General features: G+C 73.2%; 17 protein-coding genes. 8 read left to right on the forward strand and 9 right to left on the reverse strand.

Annotated elements, in window-relative coordinates:
• Positions 1-80 precede the first annotated feature (80 nt).
• On the forward strand, positions 81-1,013 hold the full coding sequence (locus tag EV190_RS01310; protein WP_243742260.1) for a TAXI family TRAP transporter solute-binding subunit: 933 nt from the start codon (positions 81-83) through the stop codon (positions 1,011-1,013).
• 54 nt (positions 1,014-1,067) lie between these two features.
• On the forward strand, positions 1,068-1,586 hold the full coding sequence (locus tag EV190_RS01315; protein WP_133739550.1) for an NUDIX hydrolase: 519 nt from the start codon (positions 1,068-1,070) through the stop codon (positions 1,584-1,586).
• On the opposite strand, the gene EV190_RS01320 is transcribed toward EV190_RS01315, so the two are convergent.
• The 3 genes from EV190_RS01320 to EV190_RS01330 are packed head-to-tail and all read right to left on the reverse strand — an operon-like array spanning position 1,561 to position 4,160.
• Positions 1,561-2,952, reverse strand: a complete 1,392-nt coding sequence (locus EV190_RS01320; RefSeq protein ID WP_133739551.1) for a sensor histidine kinase — start codon at positions 2,950-2,952, stop codon at positions 1,561-1,563. The genes EV190_RS01315 and EV190_RS01320 overlap by 26 nt on opposite strands.
• Positions 2,953-2,962: 10 nt before the next feature.
• Complete coding sequence (locus EV190_RS01325; RefSeq protein WP_133739552.1) at positions 2,963-3,640, reverse strand: response regulator transcription factor; 678 nt, start codon at positions 3,638-3,640, stop codon at positions 2,963-2,965.
• A 37-nt stretch (positions 3,641-3,677) separates the two neighbouring features.
• Entirely contained in the window at positions 3,678-4,160 is a 483-nt protein-coding gene (locus EV190_RS01330) for a glutathione peroxidase (protein WP_133739553.1), read from the reverse strand.
• 154 nt (positions 4,161-4,314) lie between these two features.
• On the opposite strand from EV190_RS01330, the gene EV190_RS01335 reads away from it, so the two are divergent.
• The 6 genes from EV190_RS01335 (at position 4,315) to EV190_RS01360 (ending at position 12,904) form a co-directional block, all read left to right on the forward strand.
• Positions 4,315-5,793, forward strand: coding sequence for a hypothetical protein (locus EV190_RS01335; RefSeq protein ID WP_133739554.1), 1,479 nt, complete (start codon positions 4,315-4,317; stop codon positions 5,791-5,793).
• 471 nt (positions 5,794-6,264) lie between these two features.
• The gene (locus EV190_RS01340) at positions 6,265-8,160 is read left to right on the forward strand and encodes a methylmalonyl-CoA mutase family protein (protein ID WP_133739555.1); all 1,896 of its coding nucleotides are present in this window, start codon (positions 6,265-6,267) and stop codon (positions 8,158-8,160) included.
• Positions 8,157-10,379, forward strand: coding sequence for a methylmalonyl-CoA mutase (scpA, locus tag EV190_RS01345; protein ID WP_133739556.1), 2,223 nt, complete (start codon positions 8,157-8,159; stop codon positions 10,377-10,379). The genes EV190_RS01340 and scpA overlap by 4 nt, the downstream gene beginning before the upstream one ends.
• Positions 10,380-10,426: 47 nt before the next feature.
• On the forward strand, positions 10,427-11,464 hold the full coding sequence (gene meaB / locus EV190_RS01350) for a methylmalonyl Co-A mutase-associated GTPase MeaB (RefSeq protein ID WP_133739557.1): 1,038 nt from the start codon (positions 10,427-10,429) through the stop codon (positions 11,462-11,464).
• A 317-nt stretch (positions 11,465-11,781) separates the two neighbouring features.
• Complete coding sequence (locus EV190_RS01355; protein WP_133739558.1) at positions 11,782-12,153, forward strand: STAS domain-containing protein; 372 nt, start codon at positions 11,782-11,784, stop codon at positions 12,151-12,153.
• Positions 12,154-12,259: 106 nt separating this feature from the next.
• Positions 12,260-12,904 (forward strand): class I SAM-dependent methyltransferase, encoded by a 645-nt coding sequence (locus tag EV190_RS01360; RefSeq protein ID WP_133739559.1) that lies wholly within the window; start codon positions 12,260-12,262, stop codon positions 12,902-12,904.
• 109 nt (positions 12,905-13,013) lie between these two features.
• On the opposite strand, the gene ptsP is transcribed toward EV190_RS01360, so the two are convergent.
• The 6 genes from ptsP to EV190_RS01390 all read right to left on the reverse strand — a co-directional run bounded on the left by ptsP (position 13,014) and on the right by EV190_RS01390 (position 18,630).
• Entirely contained in the window at positions 13,014-14,675 is a 1,662-nt protein-coding gene (gene ptsP / locus EV190_RS01365) for a phosphoenolpyruvate--protein phosphotransferase (protein ID WP_133740097.1), read from the reverse strand.
• A 101-nt stretch (positions 14,676-14,776) separates the two neighbouring features.
• Entirely contained in the window at positions 14,777-15,817 is a 1,041-nt protein-coding gene (locus EV190_RS01370; RefSeq protein ID WP_133739560.1) for a zinc-dependent dehydrogenase, read from the reverse strand.
• Positions 15,818-15,838: 21 nt separating this feature from the next.
• Positions 15,839-16,276, reverse strand: a complete 438-nt coding sequence (locus EV190_RS01375; RefSeq protein ID WP_133739561.1) for a PTS sugar transporter subunit IIA — start codon at positions 16,274-16,276, stop codon at positions 15,839-15,841.
• The gene (locus tag EV190_RS01380) at positions 16,266-16,574 is read right to left on the reverse strand and encodes a PTS lactose transporter subunit IIB (protein WP_133739562.1); all 309 of its coding nucleotides are present in this window, start codon (positions 16,572-16,574) and stop codon (positions 16,266-16,268) included. The genes EV190_RS01375 and EV190_RS01380 overlap by 11 nt, the downstream gene beginning before the upstream one ends.
• Positions 16,571-17,668, reverse strand: a complete 1,098-nt coding sequence (gene mtlA, locus EV190_RS01385) for a mannitol-specific PTS transporter subunit IIC (RefSeq protein ID WP_208112982.1) — start codon at positions 17,666-17,668, stop codon at positions 16,571-16,573. The genes EV190_RS01380 and mtlA overlap by 4 nt, the downstream gene beginning before the upstream one ends.
• 200 nt (positions 17,669-17,868) lie before the next feature.
• Positions 17,869-18,630, reverse strand: a complete 762-nt coding sequence (locus tag EV190_RS01390) for a DeoR/GlpR family DNA-binding transcription regulator (protein ID WP_133739563.1) — start codon at positions 18,628-18,630, stop codon at positions 17,869-17,871.
• Positions 18,631-18,635 lie beyond the last annotated feature (5 nt).

Below are 18,635 nucleotides of genomic sequence, written 5' to 3' on the forward strand. Positions count from 1 at the left end.
TCGTGACCGTGCGTCGCCCTGTGTGACCTCCGTCTCGTGCGCCCGGTCACGGCGGCGGGCCGCGAGCGTAGGCTGCGAACGTGGTCGGAACTCCCCTCGTCACCCGTCGCGCCGCCCTGCTGGGCGGCCTCGCGGTGCTGGCCGGATGCGGGGGCGACCCGGCGCCCTCCCCGGCCCGGCTGCGGATCGCCACCGGCCCGCCGGGCGCGGTGTTCCGGGAGATCGGAGCGGCGCTGGCCTCGGTGCTGGCCGCCCGGCTGCCGCGCACCGACGTGGTCGCCGCAGACACCGCGGCCTCCCAGGAGAACCTGCGGCTGCTGCGCGAGGGCGACGCCGACATCGCCTTCGCGAGCCTGGACTCGGTGATCGGCGCGGACGGCGAGCCACCGCCGTGGGCCCGCGCCCTGGGCCGGGTCTACGACAGCCACCTGCACCTGGTGGTGCTCGCCGACTCCCCCGTCGACGACTACTCCGACCTGGCCGACCTCCCCGTGTCGCTGGGCGCCAAGGAGTCGGGCACCGAGTTCACCGTGCGGCGCCTGCTGGAGCTGACCGGCCTGGACGCCGAGGTGGTCCAGCTCGACCAGGCGACCTCCGCGCGGGCCCTGGCGGACGGCGAGATCGACGCGCTGTTCTCGCTCACCGGCATCCCCACCCCGGCGGTGCTGGACCTCGTCCGGGACCACCACGTCCGCTTCATCCCGCTCACCGACCAGGCGGCCGCGCTCGTGGACTCCGCCCCCGGCTCCTACGTCCCGGCGACCATCCCCGCCACGACCTACCCCGGTGTCCCGCCGTCCAGCACGGTCGCCGTGCCCAACCTGCTGCTGTGCCGCGCCGACCTGGCCGACGACGTCGCCGAACTGGTCACCGGCGTGGTCTTCACCGAGTCCCGGACGATCGCGGCGGACCGCCCCGAGGCCGCGCACATCAACGTCCGCACCGGCATCGCCACCGGCCCGGTCCCCCTGCACCCGGGTTCGGAGCGCTGGTTCCGAGCCGCCAAGAAGTGAGAAGCGGACTCCCGCCGGGCCACGGCCCTCCGCCGACGACCTAGGCTCGGAGGCATGTCCACACCCCCTTTCATCCTGGAACTGCGCGAGCACGTGGGGCACCGGCTGCTGTGCCTGATCGGAGTGACCGCGGTGGTCATCGACACCGACGAGCGCATCCTGCTGCACCGCCGCGCCGACGACGGGCGCTGGTCCACCCCGGGCGGCATCGTGGAGCCCGGCGAGCAGCCCGCCGCCGCGCTGGTCCGCGAGATCGAGGAGGAGACGGACCTGCGCGTGCTGCCCGAGGCACTGGTCAGCGCCGTGATGGAGGCTCCGCACACCTACCCCAACCAGGACCGCGTGCAGTTCCTGGACCTCACCTTCCGCTGCCGCCCGGTCAGCGGCAGCGCCCGCGTCAACGACGACGAGTCCCTGGACGTGCGCTGGTTCGACTACTCGGATCTCCCCGCGATGGACGAGCGCATCATGCGCCGCATCGACCACGCCCGGGAGGGCGCGGTCGGCTGGTTCGACCCGCACAGCACCGGGCCGTGGACGCCCGGGGTCAGTCCGCTGCCTCCGGCAGCCTGATGAGCACGGCCAGGCCGTAGCCCCAGGCGGTGGGCAGCCCCGGTTCCAGGCGCAGTTCACCGCCCGCGTCCTGCACCAGTTCGGCGCAGATGGCCAGGCCCAGGCCGGTTCCCACGGTGTTCTGGTGCTTGGGCGCCCGCCAGAAGCGCCCCAGCGCCTGGACGCGCTCCTCCGTGTCCAGGCCGACGCCGTCGTCGGCGACGGACAGCTCCACCCGGACTCCCGGGCGGGCGCGCAGCAGCACCCGCGTCCCGCCGGAGAGGCGGATGGCGTTGCTCACCAGCTCGTCCAGGACGCCGCCGAGCCCTCCGGGCGGTTCGAGCAGCCGCAGGCCCGGCGGGATCCGCGTCTCCAGGGTCATGCCCTTCTCCGCGCACAGGGCCCGCCAGCGCTCCAGCCGGGTGTCCAGCACCGTGTCCAGCGCGACGGGCTCCGCCCTGCCGAAGCTCTCCAGGCGGGTGGCCGCGAGCAGCGCGTTGAGCATGCGGTGCATCGCCTTGGCCTCCTCCACCGCGTCGTCGTAGGCCTCGCGGGCGGCGGGGTCGGTGAGGTACGGTTCCAGGTTCTCCACGGCCAGGCGCAGGCTCGCCAGCGGGTTGCGCAGCTGGTGCGAGGCGTCGGAGACGAACGCCCGCTGGCGGCTCAGGGAGCGCTCCACCACGTCCACCATCGCGTTGAAGGACGCGGCGAGGCTGCGCAGCTCGGGCGGTCCGCCCACCTCGTCGGCGCGCACCGAGAGGTCGCCGTCGGTGATCGTGGCGGCGGCCTCGTCGAGGCGGCGCACCGGGCGCAGCACCCACCGCGACACCGGCCAGGCCACCGCGGCCAGCGCGGTCAGCGGCAGCAGTCCGCCCAGGCCCAGCCACCCCCAGCTGGCCAGGATCCGCGAGCGGAGCCCGTCCGTGGGCGAGACCAGCAGCAGCACCCCCATCACCTCGCTGTCCCGGCCGATCGGCTCGGCGAGGACGAGCGGTTCGGACCTCCACGGCCACACCGCCGTCGGGGGCTCGGGGCGGAACCCGGCGAGCGCCGCGGCGAGAACGGTTCCCGTGGCGGGGTCCGCGAGCACGTCCACCAGTTCGCGCGCCGACCCCGAGGACAGCAGCACCTCACCCGCCGGGTCGAGCAGCGCCACGGGGATGCCGTAGAGCTCCTCGTAGCGGCGCAGCTCCATGTGCAGCGCCTCGGTGCGCTCGGTGTCCAGCGCGGTGGCCGCCAGCGAGGCGAACCGGCCGATGTCGTTGAGCCGGTCGACGTAGACCTCCTGGGTCTCCTGCTGGGCCACGACCGTGGTCAGCGGCAGGCCGAGCGCTGTGACCAGGACGAAGGCCAGCGGAAGGAGGATCGCGAGGAGGCGGCGCAGCATCGTCGGCCCGTCAGTCCGGTTCCGTGCGGGCCAGGAGCCGGTAGCCCACGCCCCGGGTGGTCTGGATGCGCACCGCGGAGCCGAGCTTGCCGCGCAGGGCGGCGATGTGGGTGTCCAGCGTGCGCGAGGAGGACTCCCAGGAGGCGCCCCACACCTGGTCGAGGATGGAGTCCCGGCTGACCACCGCGGGCGCGCGTCCGGCGAGCAGGGCCAGCAGGTCGAACTCCTTGCGGGTGAGGGGGAGCGCCGCCTCGTCGAGCCTGGCCTCGCGCGCCTCGACGTCCACGGTGAGCGGGCCCACGCGCAGCGCCGGCTCGGGGCCGGCCCCGGCCCGCGCCGTCCGGGTGCGGCGCAGCACGGCGTCGATCCGCGCCAGCAGTTCGGCGATCCCGAACGGCTTGACCACGTAGTCGTCGGCCCCCGATCGCAGCCCGCGCACCCGCTCGCGCTCCTCGGCCCGGGCCGTGACCGCGATGATGGCGACCGCGGGGCGCTCGCGGAGCCTGCGCAGCAGGTCGATGCCGTCGGCGTCGGGCAGCCCGAGGTCGAGCAGCACGACGTCCGCCGCGGGCGCCCTCAGCGCGGCCTCGGCGGTGGCCACCCGGTTCACCTCATAGGACGCGTTGCGCAGCGCGGTGACCAGCCCCCGCGCGACGCGGTCGTCGTCCTCCACCACGAGTATGCGCATCGCAGAACATCGTAGGACCAGTGGACGCGCCGGCCGGTCAGCCCGGCAGGTTCTCCTCGATCACGCTGATGATCTGGTGGTCCTCGGGCTGGACGCGGGGCCGGAAGCGGTCCAGGACCCGGCCGCCGGGGGCCACCAGGAACTTCTCGAAGTTCCACTCGACGTCCCCGGCCAGCCCCCGCGAGTCGCGGGCCTTGGTGAGCTCGGCGTAGAGGGGATGCCGATTGGGGCCGTTGACCTCGGTCTTCTCCAGCAGGGGGAAGCTGATCCCGTAGGTCATGGCGCAGAAGAGGCGGATCTCCTCCGCTGTTCCCGGCTCCTGGCCGGCGAACTGGTCGCAGGGCACCCCGATCACGGAGAAGCCCCGGTAGGCGTACCCCTCCTGGAGTCGCTCCAGACCGCTGTACTGGGGGGTGTTACCGCACTTGGAGGCCACGTTGACGATCATCAGCAACTGGTCCTGCGGCAACCGGAACGGCTCACCTTCCAGGGAGCGCAATTCGCTCTGATAAATCCTCATGGCACCGGAGCCTAACCCGCGCGACCCCGCACCATGGGTATTCGGTCCGCGCGGGTACCCACGGTGACGACACGGGCAGGTCTCGTGGTCGGTCCCGCCCGCGGGACCTAGGATCTCCCTATCAGACACGTCGTTCGAGGGGGTTTCAGGGGACATGCGCAGCGGGCAGCGAGGCTCTCGGGCGCTGGCGACCGGCGCGGCCCTGCTGCTCGCCGCCACCGCCTGCGCCGACACCCCCGAACCGGCTCCGGAACCGACCACGCCGCAGCCGCCGCCCACGGTGTACGAGGGCGAGGTCCCGCCCGGCCTGGCCGAGGAGCCGCTGCGCTTCCTGCACGGCGGCGAGAGCCCCGGCCAGGAGATCCTCGCCGACCCCCTGGGCGTACGCATCCAGGCGGTCGGCGACGCCTTCCTGATCAGCTCCAACAGCGAGGAGCGGCACCTGCTGCAGGGCGCCGGCGACGGGCGGCTCCTGTGGGAGGGCGCCTCCCGGGTGGAGCGCTTCACCCGGGACGGCTCCGGCTCGGACGTGTTCGAGGTGAGCACGAGCGACGGCGACGCGAGCGTCCGGACGGTCCTGGACCAGACCGGCGAGCGGGTGTGGACCGGGACGGACCCGCGCGAGAGCTACCTCAACGGCCTGGTGGTCCGCGCTCCCGCCGACTGGAGCGCGGGGGAGCCGTACGGCGAGTTCTCGGTCGGCGGCCCCGGCGACGGCGCCGAGTGGACGTACGAGTTCACCGAACCCGCCGAACCGGCCGAGGACGAGCCGGAGGCGGGGTCCGAAGAGGAGCCCGGGGACGGGGGCCCGCCGGAGGACGCTGAGGAGGACGCCGGCCACATGGGCGTCCCGGTGGCCGCGCGCGGCGACGTGGTGCTCCTGGACGACGGCGTCGGGATGCTCCAGGCCCGCGACATCTCGGACGAGGGCGCGCTGCTGTGGAGCGTCTCCGGCGACTCCCCCGGGTTCGAGGACGAGGCGCTGTCCCGCCCCCGGCCCCGGCTGGTCGGCTTCTACGAGCTCCCCGAGGGCGAAGGGGCGGAGGAGTCGGAGGAGCCCTCCGGCACCCCCTCCCCGGACCGGGACTCCGAAGAGCGGGCCGGGCCGCGCGAGACCGCGCTGATCCGCTGGGGCAGCCCCGAGGAGCCCTCCATGCTGTCCCTGCACGACCTGGGCGACGGCGAACTGCTGTGGTCGCTGCGCGAGCCCGGCACCAACGCCGCCGACGGCGGGTTCGACAGCGCCCCGGTCGCGGGCGTCGTCTGGGATCCCGCCACCGGGACCCTGCTGCTGCCGCAGACCGGCGGCCCGACCCCGATGGTCGCCGTGGACCTGGCCTCCGGCGAGCCGCTCTGGGAGTTCGAGGACCGGGACGAGCGCTCCCTCGCCCCCCGCTTCGCGCTCTCGGGCTACGTGTACGGCGACTCGCGCGCCGACGACGGCGTCTCCCAGGTGGTGCTGGAGGCCGAGACCAAGGACCTGGTCGTCGACGACCTTCCCGGCTACGTGGAGGCGGTCACCGCCGACGGCCACGCCCTGGTCGTCCAGAACCGCCAGCGCTTCGTCTTCGCCCCCGAGACCCCGATCGGACCGACCGCCACCCCGCCCCCGACCCCGAGCGAGCAGGACTAGGGAACCTCCGGCGCGGGGGTGAATTCGGGCACCGGTGGTTTTGTTGACGGTCGTGGGCTTTCTGCCCGTTTCGGGGCCGGGAAGGGCGGAAAGCCCGTGATCATTCCGGGTGGGTGCGGAACCGCCCTCGAATGTCCGGTGATCTTGCTGTCCCCCCCCCCCCCCGAAGTCAAGGTTCTCGGGGGGAAACAGCAAGATCACCAACGGAAACCACGCGAAACGGACGTCGTGGGCGCGGCCCCGACCCGCCCCCGCCGTCGCCGCCCGCCGTCACCTCGCGATCCGCGTGGCGTGAGGCCGAAAAACCTCCGAAGCATCGGTGCCCGAATTCACACCCGCGCCGGAGGTTCCCTAGGACCCCCGCCCCGGAAACCCCTGTCATCCGCTTCCCCGTTGGTCCCTGCTCAGGGATTCGGGGTTGACCGACCCTGGTGGCGGCGTTTCCGAGCGGCGTTCTCTACCATCTCGGGTATGAGCGTGCCGGAGAACACAGCCACGACGCCCGACGCCCTGGCCTTCGCCGCCGAGTTCCCCTCGGCGACCAAGGAGCAGTGGCGCGGTCTGGTCGCCGGAGTACTGCGCAAGAGCGGAATGGACGTCGAGGAGGCGGGCGGGGCGCCCGAGAGCCTCCTGGCCGCCACCACCTACGACGGGATCGTCATCCAGCCGCTGTACGACGAGGGCGACGACGCCGAGTCCGGTTTCCCCGGCACCGCGCCGTTCACCCGGGGGTCGCGGCCGCAGGGCTCGGTCACCGGCGGCTGGGACGTCCGCCAGCGGCACGCGGACCCCGACGCCGCGGCCGCCCGCAGAGCGGTGCTGGCGGACCTGGAGAACGGCGTCACCTCGGTCTGGCTGGGCGTGGGCGCGGCCGGCGTCCCGGTGGACCGGATCGGCGAGGTGCTCACCGACGTCCACCTGGACCTGGCGCCGGTCGTCCTCGACGCCGGGGCCGACTTCGAGGCCGCCACCGCCGCGCTGCTCGCCGCGCACGCCGACCAGGGCCTGCCCGACAGCGCGGTCTCGGGCAGCCTCGGCATCGACCCGCTCGGCCTGGCGGCACGCACCGGCGAGCGCGCCGACACCGGCGCGGCCGCCCGGTTCGCCGCCCCGCTCGCCGCCGCCCGCCCGAACCTGCGGCTGCTGGTCGCGGACGGCACCCCCGTGCACGACGCGGGCGGTTCGGAGGCCCAGGAGCTGGGCGCCGCGATCGCCTCGGGGATCGCCTACCTGCGGGCGCTGACGGACGCCGGGCTGGACCTGGCCGACGCCGCGGCCCGGATCGAGTTCCGGCTCGCCGCGACGGCCGACCAGTTCATGACCATCGCCAAGCTGCGCGCCGCGCGCGCCATGTGGAACCGGGTCGCCGAGGTGTGCGGGCTCGCCGCCGAGCACCGCGGGGCGCGCCAGCACGCGGTCACCTCCGCGGCGATGACGACCCGGCGCGACCCGTACGTGAACATGCTGCGCACCACCCTGGCCTGCTTCGGCGCGGGTGTGGGCGGCGCCGACGCGGTCACCGTGCGGCCCTTCGACGCCGCCCTGGGACTGCCCGACGCGCTGGCCCTGCGCGTCGCCCGCAACACCCAGGCGCTGCTGCTGGAGGAGTCGCACGTGGCCCGGGTGATCGACCCGGCGGGCGGCTCGTTCTACGTGGAGCGCCTCACCGCCGACCTGTACGAGCGCGGCTGGGCGTTCCTCCGGGAGCTGGAGGCCGCGGGCGGCATGGCCGAGGCGCTGGCCTCGGGCCTGGTCGCGGAGCGGGTGGAGGAGGTGTGGCGCGAGCGCGGCGCGAACCTGGCGCACCGCCGCGACCCGCTGACCGGCGTGAGTGAGTTCGCCGACCTGGACGAGAGGCCGCTCGAACGCGCGGCCGCGCCCGGAGCACCCGTTCCGACCGCGCCGGGCGCGCTGCCGGCGCGGCGGTACGCGGCCGGGTACGAGGCGCTGCGGGACCGCTCGGACGCGGTCCTGGCCGCCACCGGCGCGCGCCCGCGGGTCTTCCTGGCCACGCTCGGCCCGGTCGCCGCGCACACCGCGCGGGCGACCTTCGCCGCGAACCTGTTCCAGGCGGGCGGCATCGAGCCGCTGCCGGGCGGCCCGGCGGCCGGGCCGGACGACGCCGCCGCGGCGTTCACCGCCAGCGGCGCGCGCGTGGCGTGCGTGTGCTCCGGCGACAAGGTGTACGCCGAGCACGCCGCCGCCACCGCGTCCGCGCTCAGGGCCGCCGGAGCCGAGCGGGTGCTCCTGGCGGGCAGGCCCTCCGACGACCTCGCGGCCGCCGGGGTGGACGACTTCGTGTTCGCCGGCTGCGACGCACTGACCCTGTTGACAGAACTCAGCGACTTCCTGGGAGCGGCCCGATGAACGCAGGCATCCCGAACTTCGCGGAGGTCCCCGCGGGCACGCCCGCGGCGGCCTCCGGTCCCGCCGAGGCCGCGCGCTGGCGGGAGGCCCTGGCCGAGGCCACCGGCAAGGGGCCCGACGCCCTGGTGTGGGAGACCCCCGAGGGCATCGGCGTCAAACCGCTGTACACCCGCGCCGACCGCGACGGCCTGGACTTCGTCGGCACCTACCCCGGCCTGGCGCCGTTCCTGCGCGGCCCGTACCCGACGATGTACGTCAACCAGCCGTGGACGATCCGCCAGTACGCGGGGTTCTCCACCGCCCAGGAGTCCAACGCCTTCTACCGGCGCAACCTGGCCGCCGGGCAGAAGGGGCTGTCGGTGGCGTTCGACCTGGCCACGCACCGCGGCTACGACTCCGACCACCCCCGGGTGGCCGGGGACGTGGGCATGGCGGGGGTGGCGATCGACTCCATCTACGACATGCGCCAGCTCTTCGACGGCATCCCGCTGGACCGGATGAGCGTGTCGATGACCATGAACGGCGCGGTGCTCCCGGTCATGGCGCTGTACATCGTGGCCGCCGAGGAGCAGGGGGTGCCGCCCGAGAAGCTGGCGGGGACCATCCAGAACGACATCCTCAAGGAGTTCATGGTCCGCAACACCTACATCTACCCGCCGCAGCCGTCCATGCGGATCATCTCCGACATCTTCGCGTTCACCTCGCGGAGAATGCCGCGCTTCAACTCCATCTCGATCTCCGGCTACCACATGCAGGAGGCGGGGGCCACCGCCGACCTGGAGCTGGCCTACACCCTCGCCGACGGCGTCGAGTACATCCGCGCGGGCCGCGACGCGGGGCTGGACGTGGACTCCTTCGCGCCCCGGCTGTCGTTCTTCTGGGCGATCGGGATGAACTTCTTCATGGAGGTCGCCAAGCTGCGCGCGGCCCGGCTGCTGTGGGCCAGGCTGGTCAACGGCTTCGAGCCCGCGAACCCCAAGTCGCTGAGCCTGCGCACGCACTCGCAGACGTCGGGCTGGTCGCTGACCGCCCAGGACGTGTTCAACAACGTGGTGCGCACCTGCGTGGAGGCGATGGCCGCGACCCAGGGCCACACGCAGTCCCTGCACACCAACGCCCTGGACGAGGCGCTGGCGCTGCCCACCGACTTCTCCGCCCGCATCGCCCGCAACACCCAGCTGCTGCTGCAGCAGGAGTCGGGCACCACCCGGGTCATCGACCCGTGGGGCGGCAGCGACTACGTGGAGCGGCTCACCTACGAGCTGGCCGAACGCGCCTGGGGGCACATCCGGGAGGTCGAGGAGGCCGGGGGCATGGCCGGGGCGATCGACGCGGGCATCCCCAAGATGCGCATCGAGGAGGCCGCCGCGCGCACCCAGGCGCGGATCGACTCGGGGCGCCAGCCGGTGATCGGCGTCAACAAGTACCGCCCCGAGTCAGCGGACGAGATCGACGTGCTCAAGGTGGAGAACGGCCGGGTGCGCGCCGAGCAGCTGGAGAAGCTGCGGCGGCTGCGCGAGGAGCGCGACGAGGAGGCGGTCGGGGACGCGCTGCGGCGGCTCACCGCCGCGGCGGCGGCCCCCTCCCACGGCGGGACGCTGGAGAACAACCTGCTCGCGTACGCGGTGGACGCGGCGCGCGCCAAGGCCACCGTCGGCGAGATCTCCGACGCCATGGAGAAGGTGTTCGGGCGGCACTCCGGCCGGATCCGCACCATTTCGGGCGTGTACCGGAACGAGGCGGGGGCCGGCGGCGACGCGCGCGTGGACCTGGACGAGGTCACCGCCCGGGTCGAGGCGTTCGAGGAGGACGAGGGGCGCCGCCCGCGCATCCTGGTCGCGAAGATGGGCCAGGACGGCCACGACCGCGGCCAGAAGGTGATCGCCACCGCGTTCGCCGACCTCGGCTTCGACGTGGACGTGGGCCCGCTGTTCCAGACCCCGGCCGAGGTCGCCGTCCAGGCGGTGGAGGCCGACGTGCACATCGTCGGCGTGTCATCGCTGGCCGCGGGCCACCTGACACTGGTGCCCGCGCTGCGTGAGGAGCTCTCGGCGCTGGGGCGCCCCGACATCATGGTCGTCGTGGGCGGCGTCGTCCCGCCGGCCGACTTCGACGCCCTGTACGAGGCGGGCGCCTCGGCGATCTTCCCGCCCGGGACGGTCATCGCCGAGGCCGCGCTGGGCCTGCTCGACCGGCTCCGCGAGCGCCTGGGACACTGACCGGTTCCGGTGGCCCGCCGCCCCCGGACACCGATCGAATGGAAGACATGGCCAGAACCATCGACATCGACGCCTACGCCGAGGGCGTGCTCGCCGGACACCGGCCCACCCTGGCGCGCGCGATCACCCTGGTGGAGTCGCGCCGGTCCGACCACGCCGAGCTGGCCCAGCGCCTGCTGGTCCGGCTGCTCCCGCACAGCGGGAAGGCGCACCGGGTCGGCGTCACGGGCGTGCCGGGAGTCGGCAAGTCCACCTTCGTCGACGCGCTGGGGAGCATGCTGACCGCGGACGGGCACCGGGTGGCGGTGCTCGCCGTGGACCCCTCCTCGTCCCGCAGCGGCGGCAGCATCCTCGGCGACAAGACCCGGATGTCGCGCCTGGCGGTGGACCCGAACGCGTTCGTGCGCCCCTCCCCCACGGCCGGGACCCTGGGCGGGGTCGCGCGCGCCACCCGCGAGACGATGGTCCTGATGGAGGCCGCCGGGTTCGACGTGGTGCTGGTGGAGACCGTGGGGGTCGGCCAGTCGGAGGTGGCGGTGGCCGCCATGGTGGACTGCTTCCTGTTCCTCACCCTGGCGCGCACCGGCGACCAGCTCCAGGGCATCAAGAAGGGCGTCCTGGAACTGGTGGACGTGGTCGCCGTGAACAAGGCCGACGGCCCGCACGAGACGGACGCCCGCAGGGCCGCCCGCGAGCTGGCCCGCGCCCTGCACCTGCTGCGGCCGGTCAGCCCGTCGTGGACGCCGCCGGTCCTCACCTGCAGCGGCCTGGAGGGCGCCGGGCTGGACGCGGTGTGGGAGAGGGTCCGGGCGCACCGCGCGGCGCTGGAGGAGGCGGGCGAGCTCGCCGAGCGGCGCAACCGCCAGCAGGTGGACTGGATGTGGGCGCAGGTGCGGGACCGGCTGCTGGGACGGCTGCGCACCGACCCGGGTGTCCGGTCGCTGGCCCCGGGCCTGGAGGAGGCCGTGCGCGCGGGGCGGGTCACCGCGACGCTGGCCGCGGAGGAGCTCCTCGCGGTCTTCTGGGGGGCCTCCGGGAAGGAGGGCGAAGGGATGCCCCGAACCGGCGGCACGGCCGAACCGTAACCTCTCGTTCAACGCTTCGACCTCCCATAGTTCCCACAGGACCGCATATGTCCCCCGAATTTGTGACCGTGGAGCGGAAATTTCTTCCGCCCTGCCGTTCCCGATCGGCCCTTCGCCTAATACCGTGTGTTTCCAGAGCCTCGCGAGCGGCCAGGGGATCGGGAGTGGGCCCCCTACGGGCGGTGGAGGATGGAGACCGCACGGCGGGAGCGTCGGCGCGAAAAGGGACCGCGCCGAGGAGAACCGGTCTGTGATGTGGCCTATGGTCGCTGATGGGGATCCCTCATATACTCGCGCGAGGCCGGGAGGAGTAAAAAGTGCACAGGCTTGGGGTGAGCACCCGGGTCGAGAATCACAGCGTGATCGTGTCCGTCGAGGGTGAACTCGACATCGCGACCGCCGGCGACCTCCGTGACGCCGTCCTGTCCGCGATCGACGCGCACGGACCATGGCTGATCCTCGATTTCTCCGCGCTGGACTTCATGGACTCCAGCGGGCTCAACGCCGTCATCAACGCCTACCGCCTGGTGCGGGAGCGCGGTGGCGGTCTTGCTCTCGCCGCGCCCAACGAGCGGGTCACCAAGGTGATCCGGCTGGTGGGCCTGCACCGCCAACTGGCGGTGCACCGCACGGTCGCGGCGGCGGTCATCGCCGTGGAGGCGCTGGAGGCCAAGAAGCAGGCGGGCTGACCCGGTCCGGGAGGGCCGGACGGAACCGCCCCCGATGATCCGCGGGCCCCGCCTCAGGCCGGGCCCGCTTCTCCCGTGTCCGACCGACGACCGACGAGGGGGACCGGTGGCCCCGCACTGGAACCACAACACCCACTACCACGACCTCCTGCTGCGGCACCTGCCCGTCGGGGCGGTGCGCGCGCTGGACGTGGGCTGCGGGACGGGCCGCCTCACCCGGCGGCTGGCGCTGCGGGTGGACCGGGTCGACGCCCTCGACCCCTCCCCCGTGATGGTCGCCGCCGCCCGGGAGCGCACCCCGGACCGGCTGAACGCGCGCTTCACCGAGGCGACGCTGGCCGACCACCCTCTCGAACCGGGTGCCTACGACTTCGTCACCGCGCTCTCCAGCCTGCACCACATGCCCCTGGGCCCGTCGCTGGCCCGGCTGCGCTCCGCGCTGGCCCCCGGCGGGGTGCTGGCCGTGTGCGGCCTGTACCGCAGGGAGGACCCCGCCGACCTGCTGTGGGACGCGGCGGCGCTGGTCCCCCAGTGGACCGTCGGCGCGTCCCTGGCCCTGGGCCGCGCGATGACGGGCGTCCCCGATCCGGACGACGAGGGCGCGCCCATGCCGATGCTCGCCCCTTCGACGTCCCTGGCCGAGATCCGGCGGGCCGCCGCCGAACACCTGCCCGGCGCCCGGACCCGCCGCCTGCTCTTCTGGCGCTACCTGCTCACCTGGCGCGCGCCGGGCGCCGTGTACCCCGCCTGAGACGCCCGCCGGGGTTCGCGGAAGCCGTGCGGTCCCGGGCACGGCGGCGGCCCCCGACCAGGGGAGTGAGGGGAGGTCGGGGGCCGCTTTTCACCGGAGGGCCGTTCTCCTAGAGGGCCGCGACCTCCGGGGAGGCCGCCGCGCGGACGGCCGCGCGGGCCTCTTCCGGGCCGGCCGAGGCCACCGCCAGGGCTGCGAGGTCACGGCAGGCCTGGAGGCTGTGCCTGGCCAGCGCGTAGCGCACGGCCGGCAGGGCGGGAGCGGACATGGACAGGCTGTTCACCCCGAGGCCGACCAGGACCAGGGCCAGCAGCGGGTCGGCTGCCGCCTCCCCGCACACGCCGACCGCCTTGGACAGGCGCTCGCCCGCCGAACCGGTCTCCTGGACCAGGCGCAGCAGCGCGGGCTGCCACGGGTCCAGCAGCCCCGGCAGGGTGTCCAGCATCCGGTCCGCCGCCAGGGTGTACTGGGACAGGTCGTTGGTGCCGATCGACACGAAGTCGACCTGCTCGAGGATGCGGTCGGCCAGCAGCGCGGCCGCCGGGACCTCGATCATCACGCCGACCTCGGCCAGCCCGGCCTCGCGGGCCAGCCCCGCGAACTCGGCGGCCTCGGCGGGCGTCGCGATCATCGGCGCCATCACCCGGACCCGCGCGCCGGTGGCGTCCACCGCGCGCGCGATCGCCGCGAGCTGCCGTTCCAGCAGCCTGGGCATCGCGCGCGTGATCCGGAAGCCCCGGACCCCGAGCGCCGGGTTGGGCTCCTCGCCCTGGTCCGCGAACGCCAGCGGCTTGTCCGAGCCCGCGTCGAGCGTGCGCACCGTCACCGCGCGGTCCCCGAAGGCCCGGAACAGCCGAGCGTAGCTCTCGTACTGCTCCTCGGGGGTGGGCTCGGTCTCCCGGTCCAGGAACAGGAACTCCGTGCGCAGCAGCCCCACGCCTTCGCAGTCGTGCGCCCCCGCCGCGTCCGGGTCCTCCGCGCCCACGTTGAGCAGCAGCTTCACACTGTGCCCGTCCTCGGTCCGCCCCGGCCCGACGCTGGTCTCCAGGACCTTGCGGCGGAGCTCGGCGCGCTGGGCCGCCGCCTCGACCCGCTCGGCGTCCGGACGGACGACCACCTCACCGGTGTCGCCGTCCACCGCCACGGGCGTCCCGTCGGCGAGCCGCTCCGCCCCCACGCAGGCGATCACCGCCGGGATCCCGAGCGAGCGCGCCAGGATCGCGGTGTGGCTGGTGGGGCCGCCGCGCCGGGTGACGATCGCCAGCACCGTCGCGGGGTCCAGCTGCGCGGTGTCGGCGGGCGCCAGGTCGTCGGCGACGAGCACGAACGGGTGCCCGGGGTCGGGCAGTCCGGGCATCGGCGCGTCCAGCAGCACCGCCATCGTCCGGTTCCGGATGTCGTCGAGGTCGGCGGCGCGCTCGGCGAGGTAGCCCCCCGCCGAGCGGAGCAGCTCCTGGTACCCCGTGACGGCGGTGTCCAGCGCCCACTCCGCGGGCTCCCCGCCCTCGATCTCCTTGGCGATGTTCGCGGCCAGCTGCGGGTCGCGCGCCATGAGCGCCTGGGCGCCCAGGATCGCGCTCGCCTCGCTGTCGGCCGCCGCCGCGCGCTCCTGGAGCAGGTCGGCGACCCGCTCCAGCGCCGCGGCGGCACGGGCGGTCTCGGCCGCCGCGTCGACGGCCTGCGGCCGCCGCTCCGGCAGCGCGGGCGGCGGCGACATCACCGCCACCGGTCCTACCGCGGTCCCGGTACTGGCACCGGTACCGGTCAGCATCTCCGGCGCGGTCACCGGGCTCTGACCGCGGTCCTGTTGAACGTCCACTCCGCTCTCCGTTCCTTAGGAACCGACATCGACAACACGGAGACCGTGTGTGCTCACGGCTCGATCGTCACCTTGATCGCGGTCCCCGAGGCGACCGTCTCGATGGCGGTGAGCACGTCGTCCAGGGGCATGCGGTGCGTGATGAGGTCGGACACCGGGACCGCGCCGGACGCGATGAGCTCCAGGGCGCGCTTGTTGTGGTCGGGGCTGGACCCGTTGGCGCCGTAGATGGTGATCTCGCGGTAGTGCACCACGTTGGAGTCCAGCGTGATGGTCGGCTTGTCCTTGGGCAGGCCGCCGAAGAAGCTGATCCGGCCGCGGCGGGCCACCATCCGCAGGGCGTCCTCCTGGGCCTTGCCCGAGGCGGCGGCGGTGATGACCACGTCCACGCCGCGCCCCTCGGTCAGGTCGAGGACCTCCTGCACCGCGTCGACCTCGGCGCCGCAGATGGCGGCGTCGGGGTGCACGGCGTTGGCGGACATGTCCAGGCGGCCGCGGTTGAGCTCGACGAGGAAGACCTTCTCCGCGCCGCGCGCCCGCGCGAGCCGGACGTGCATGCAGCCGATGGGCCCGGCGCCCACGACGACCACCGTGTCGCCCTTGCCCACGCCCGCGAACTCCTGGGCGTTGAGGGCGCAGGCCAGCGGCTCGGCGACGGACGCCTCGTCGAAGCCGACCCCCTCGGGGATGCGGTTGAGCCCGTCCACCGCCAGCACCTTGGCGGGAACGACCATGTACTCGGCGAAGCCGCCCTCGTACTGGTAGCCCATCGACTCCTGGTTGGGGCAGATGGTCATCCAGCCGCGGCGACAGTCGGGGCACTCCCCGCACGGGATGGCGGCGATCACCTGGACGCGGTCGCCCGCCTCCCAACCGGACACCCCGTCGCCCGCCTCCACGACCTCACCGGCGATCTCGTGGCCGATGACGCGCGGCGGCGAGATGTGGTGGTGTCCGTGCCGGTGGATCTTGACGTCGGTTCCGCAGGTGGAGCAGTTGCGGACCCGGATCTTGACCTCACCCGGACCGGCTTGCGGCTCGGGCGCCTCCTCGAGGCGGACGTCGCCGGGTGCGTAGAAACGGGCGACCTTCATGAACTGCCTTCTTTCTTGTTGCTAGTCGGTCGGACGGAGCAGGTCGATGACGGTGGCGGCGTCCTCGGCCTCTCGCAGCCGCGCGGCGCGGGCGGGGTCCATGAGGACCTTCGCCAGTGCGGAGAGCACTCCCACGTGCTCCTCGCCGCTCGCCGCGATACCGATGGCGATGGTGACCCGCTGGCCGTCCCAGTCGACTCCCTCGGGGAACTGGATGACGCCCAGCGCGGTCTTCTTGACCAGGGCGCGGGCCGCGTCGGTGCCGTGCGGGATGGCGACGCCCTCACCGAGGTACGTCGGCACCGACTTCTCGCGCTCGTGCATGGCGGGCAGGTAGCCGGGCTCGACCGCGCCGAGCTCCAGCAGGAGCTTCCCGCACTGGTCGACGGCGTCGGCCTTGTCCGAGGCGGTGGCGCCCAGGCGCACCGCCTCGGGGGTGATCACGAGATCAGTCGGCAAGCGTCTCACCGGCCTTGATGGCCTGCTCCAGACGGGCGAACGCGGGGTCGCCCAGGAACATCTGGAACCCGATGACGACCTTGTCCGGCGCGCCGGCGCGGGCCCGGTCCACGAGGCCGGTGTGGCACAGCACCACGTCGGCGTCGCCGGGGATCCGGTTGACCGGCGTGTGCTCCACCTTGACCGAGTACGGGGCCAGGGTCTTGGACAGCTGGGAGGTCAGCAGGACGCTGCTGCCCATCCCGGCGTCGCAGGCGACGATGACCTTCTTGATGTCCGAGCCGTTGATGCTGCTCATGATGCGGAAACCTCCGAGTTGTCTGCTTGCTCAGCCTTCTCCTTGGCGCGCTCCGACCGACCGAAGCCCATCAGCAGGGCCGCGACCGCGAAGGAGACCGCCGTGGCGGCCAGCACGCCCGCCAGCACACCCAGGTGCTCACCACGCGGGGTGACCGCCATCAGGGCGATGATGCTGCCCGGGGACGGGGTGGCGACGAGTCCGGCGCCGAAGATCATAAACGTGGTGACACCCGCCATGCCGCCCGCGATGACCGCCAGGATCAGTTTGGGCTGGGCGAGGATGTAGGGGAAGTAGATCTCGTGAATACCACCGAAGAAGTGGATGATCACTGCGCCGGGGGCGCTGGCGCGGCTCATCCTCGGGCCGAAGAACCAGCAGGCCAGCAGGACGCCCAGACCCGGGCCGGGGTTGGACTCGATCAGGAACTGGATGGCCTTGCCGGTCTCGGCGGCCGTCTCCACGCCGAGCGGGCCCAGGATGCCGTGGTTGATGGCGTTGTTGAGGAAGAGGATCTTGGCGGGCTCGACGATGATCGAGACCAGCGGGAGCAGGTTCAGGTCGATCAGGAACTGAACGCCGCTGCCCAGGCCCTTGGTCAGGCCGGCGGCGAGCGGGCCGACCGCGTACAGGCCCAGGGCGGCCATGATGCCGCCGATGATGCCGGCGCTGAAGTTGTTGACGAGCATCTCGAAGCCGACGCGGATGCGCGGCTGCACGACCTTGTCGAACATCTTCATGATGTAGGCGGCGAGCGGACCGATGATCATCGCGCCGAGGAACATCGGGATCTCGGCGCCGACGACGACACCCATGGTGGCGATGGCGCCCACGACCGCACCGCGCTGGTCGTGCACGAGCCGACCGCCGGTGTAGCCGATCAGGACCGGCAGCAGCACCTTGATCATCGGGTCGACGAGGCCGCCGAGCGTCTCGTTGGGGATCCAACCCGTGGGGATGAACAGCGCCGTGATCAGGCCCCAGGCGATGAACGCCCCGATGTTGGGCATGACCATGCCGGCGAGGTGGCCGCCGAAACGCTGGATCACGGCCCGGCTGTTGCCGAACCTGCTTGGAGCTGCGGATGTGGACACGTACGACCTCCAGGGAGGTTTTCTCCGACGCCGCCGGGACGGTGGCGGCGCCGTGGGGATTTCATCGGGGGGATGCGTCCGCGTGCGGGGCGCATTGGGGAGGCGTGGGGGCCTCACGGCGTGGCTTGCTGTGTTGTCCGGTTTTCAGTTGTTCCCCGGAGCGGCCGGTCCCGGGAGGGGCTGGTCCGGCCGCTCCGGGCTCAGACGAGGACGACCCTGGGCCCCAGGGCCGAGATGTCGTCCGCGAGTCCGTTCGCGAGCCCGGTGTCGGTGATCAGGCAGTCGAGGTCCTCGACCGCGGCGAACCGGGCGAAGTGGTCGTTCCCGACCTTCGTGTGGTCGGCCAACAGGACCGCGCGGCGGGCCGAGCGGACCATGGCGCGTTTGACCATGGCCTCCGCGGTGTCCGGAGTGGTGAGACCACGCTCGACCGAGACTCCGTTGGCTCCCAGGAAGGCGACGTCCACGTAGATCTCCTCGAGTGCCTGCAGCGCCCACCCGTCGACCGTGGCCTGGGTGCGGGTGCGCAGCCGGCCTCCCAGCAGCATCAGGTTGATGTTGGTCCGGGGGGTGAGGGCGAAGGCGATGGACAGCGAGTTGGTGACCACGGTGAGGTCGCGGTCCGAGGGAAGCTGCTCGGCGAGGCGCCCGGTGGTGGAGCCCGCGTCGAGCAGGACGGCCCCCTCGTCGGGCAGCTCGGCCAGAGCGGCCTTGGCGATACGCTCCTTCTCCTGGATCATCACGGTGTCCCGCACGGTCAGGGCGGGTTCGAACCCCAACCGTTCGACCGGGATCGCACCACCGTGTACGCGGCGCAGCACGCCGTGCCGTTCGAGAGCCGTGAGGTCGCGTCGCACCGTCTCGTAGGTCACCTCGAACTCCGAGGCGAGCTGCGCGACGTCCACACGACCCTCTCTGCGGGCACGCTCGAGAATCAGCCGTTGGCGCTCTTCCGCGTACATGTGGG

The organism is Actinorugispora endophytica, assembly GCF_004363075.1.
Lineage (GTDB): Bacteria > Actinomycetota > Actinomycetes > Streptosporangiales > Streptosporangiaceae > Actinorugispora > Actinorugispora endophytica.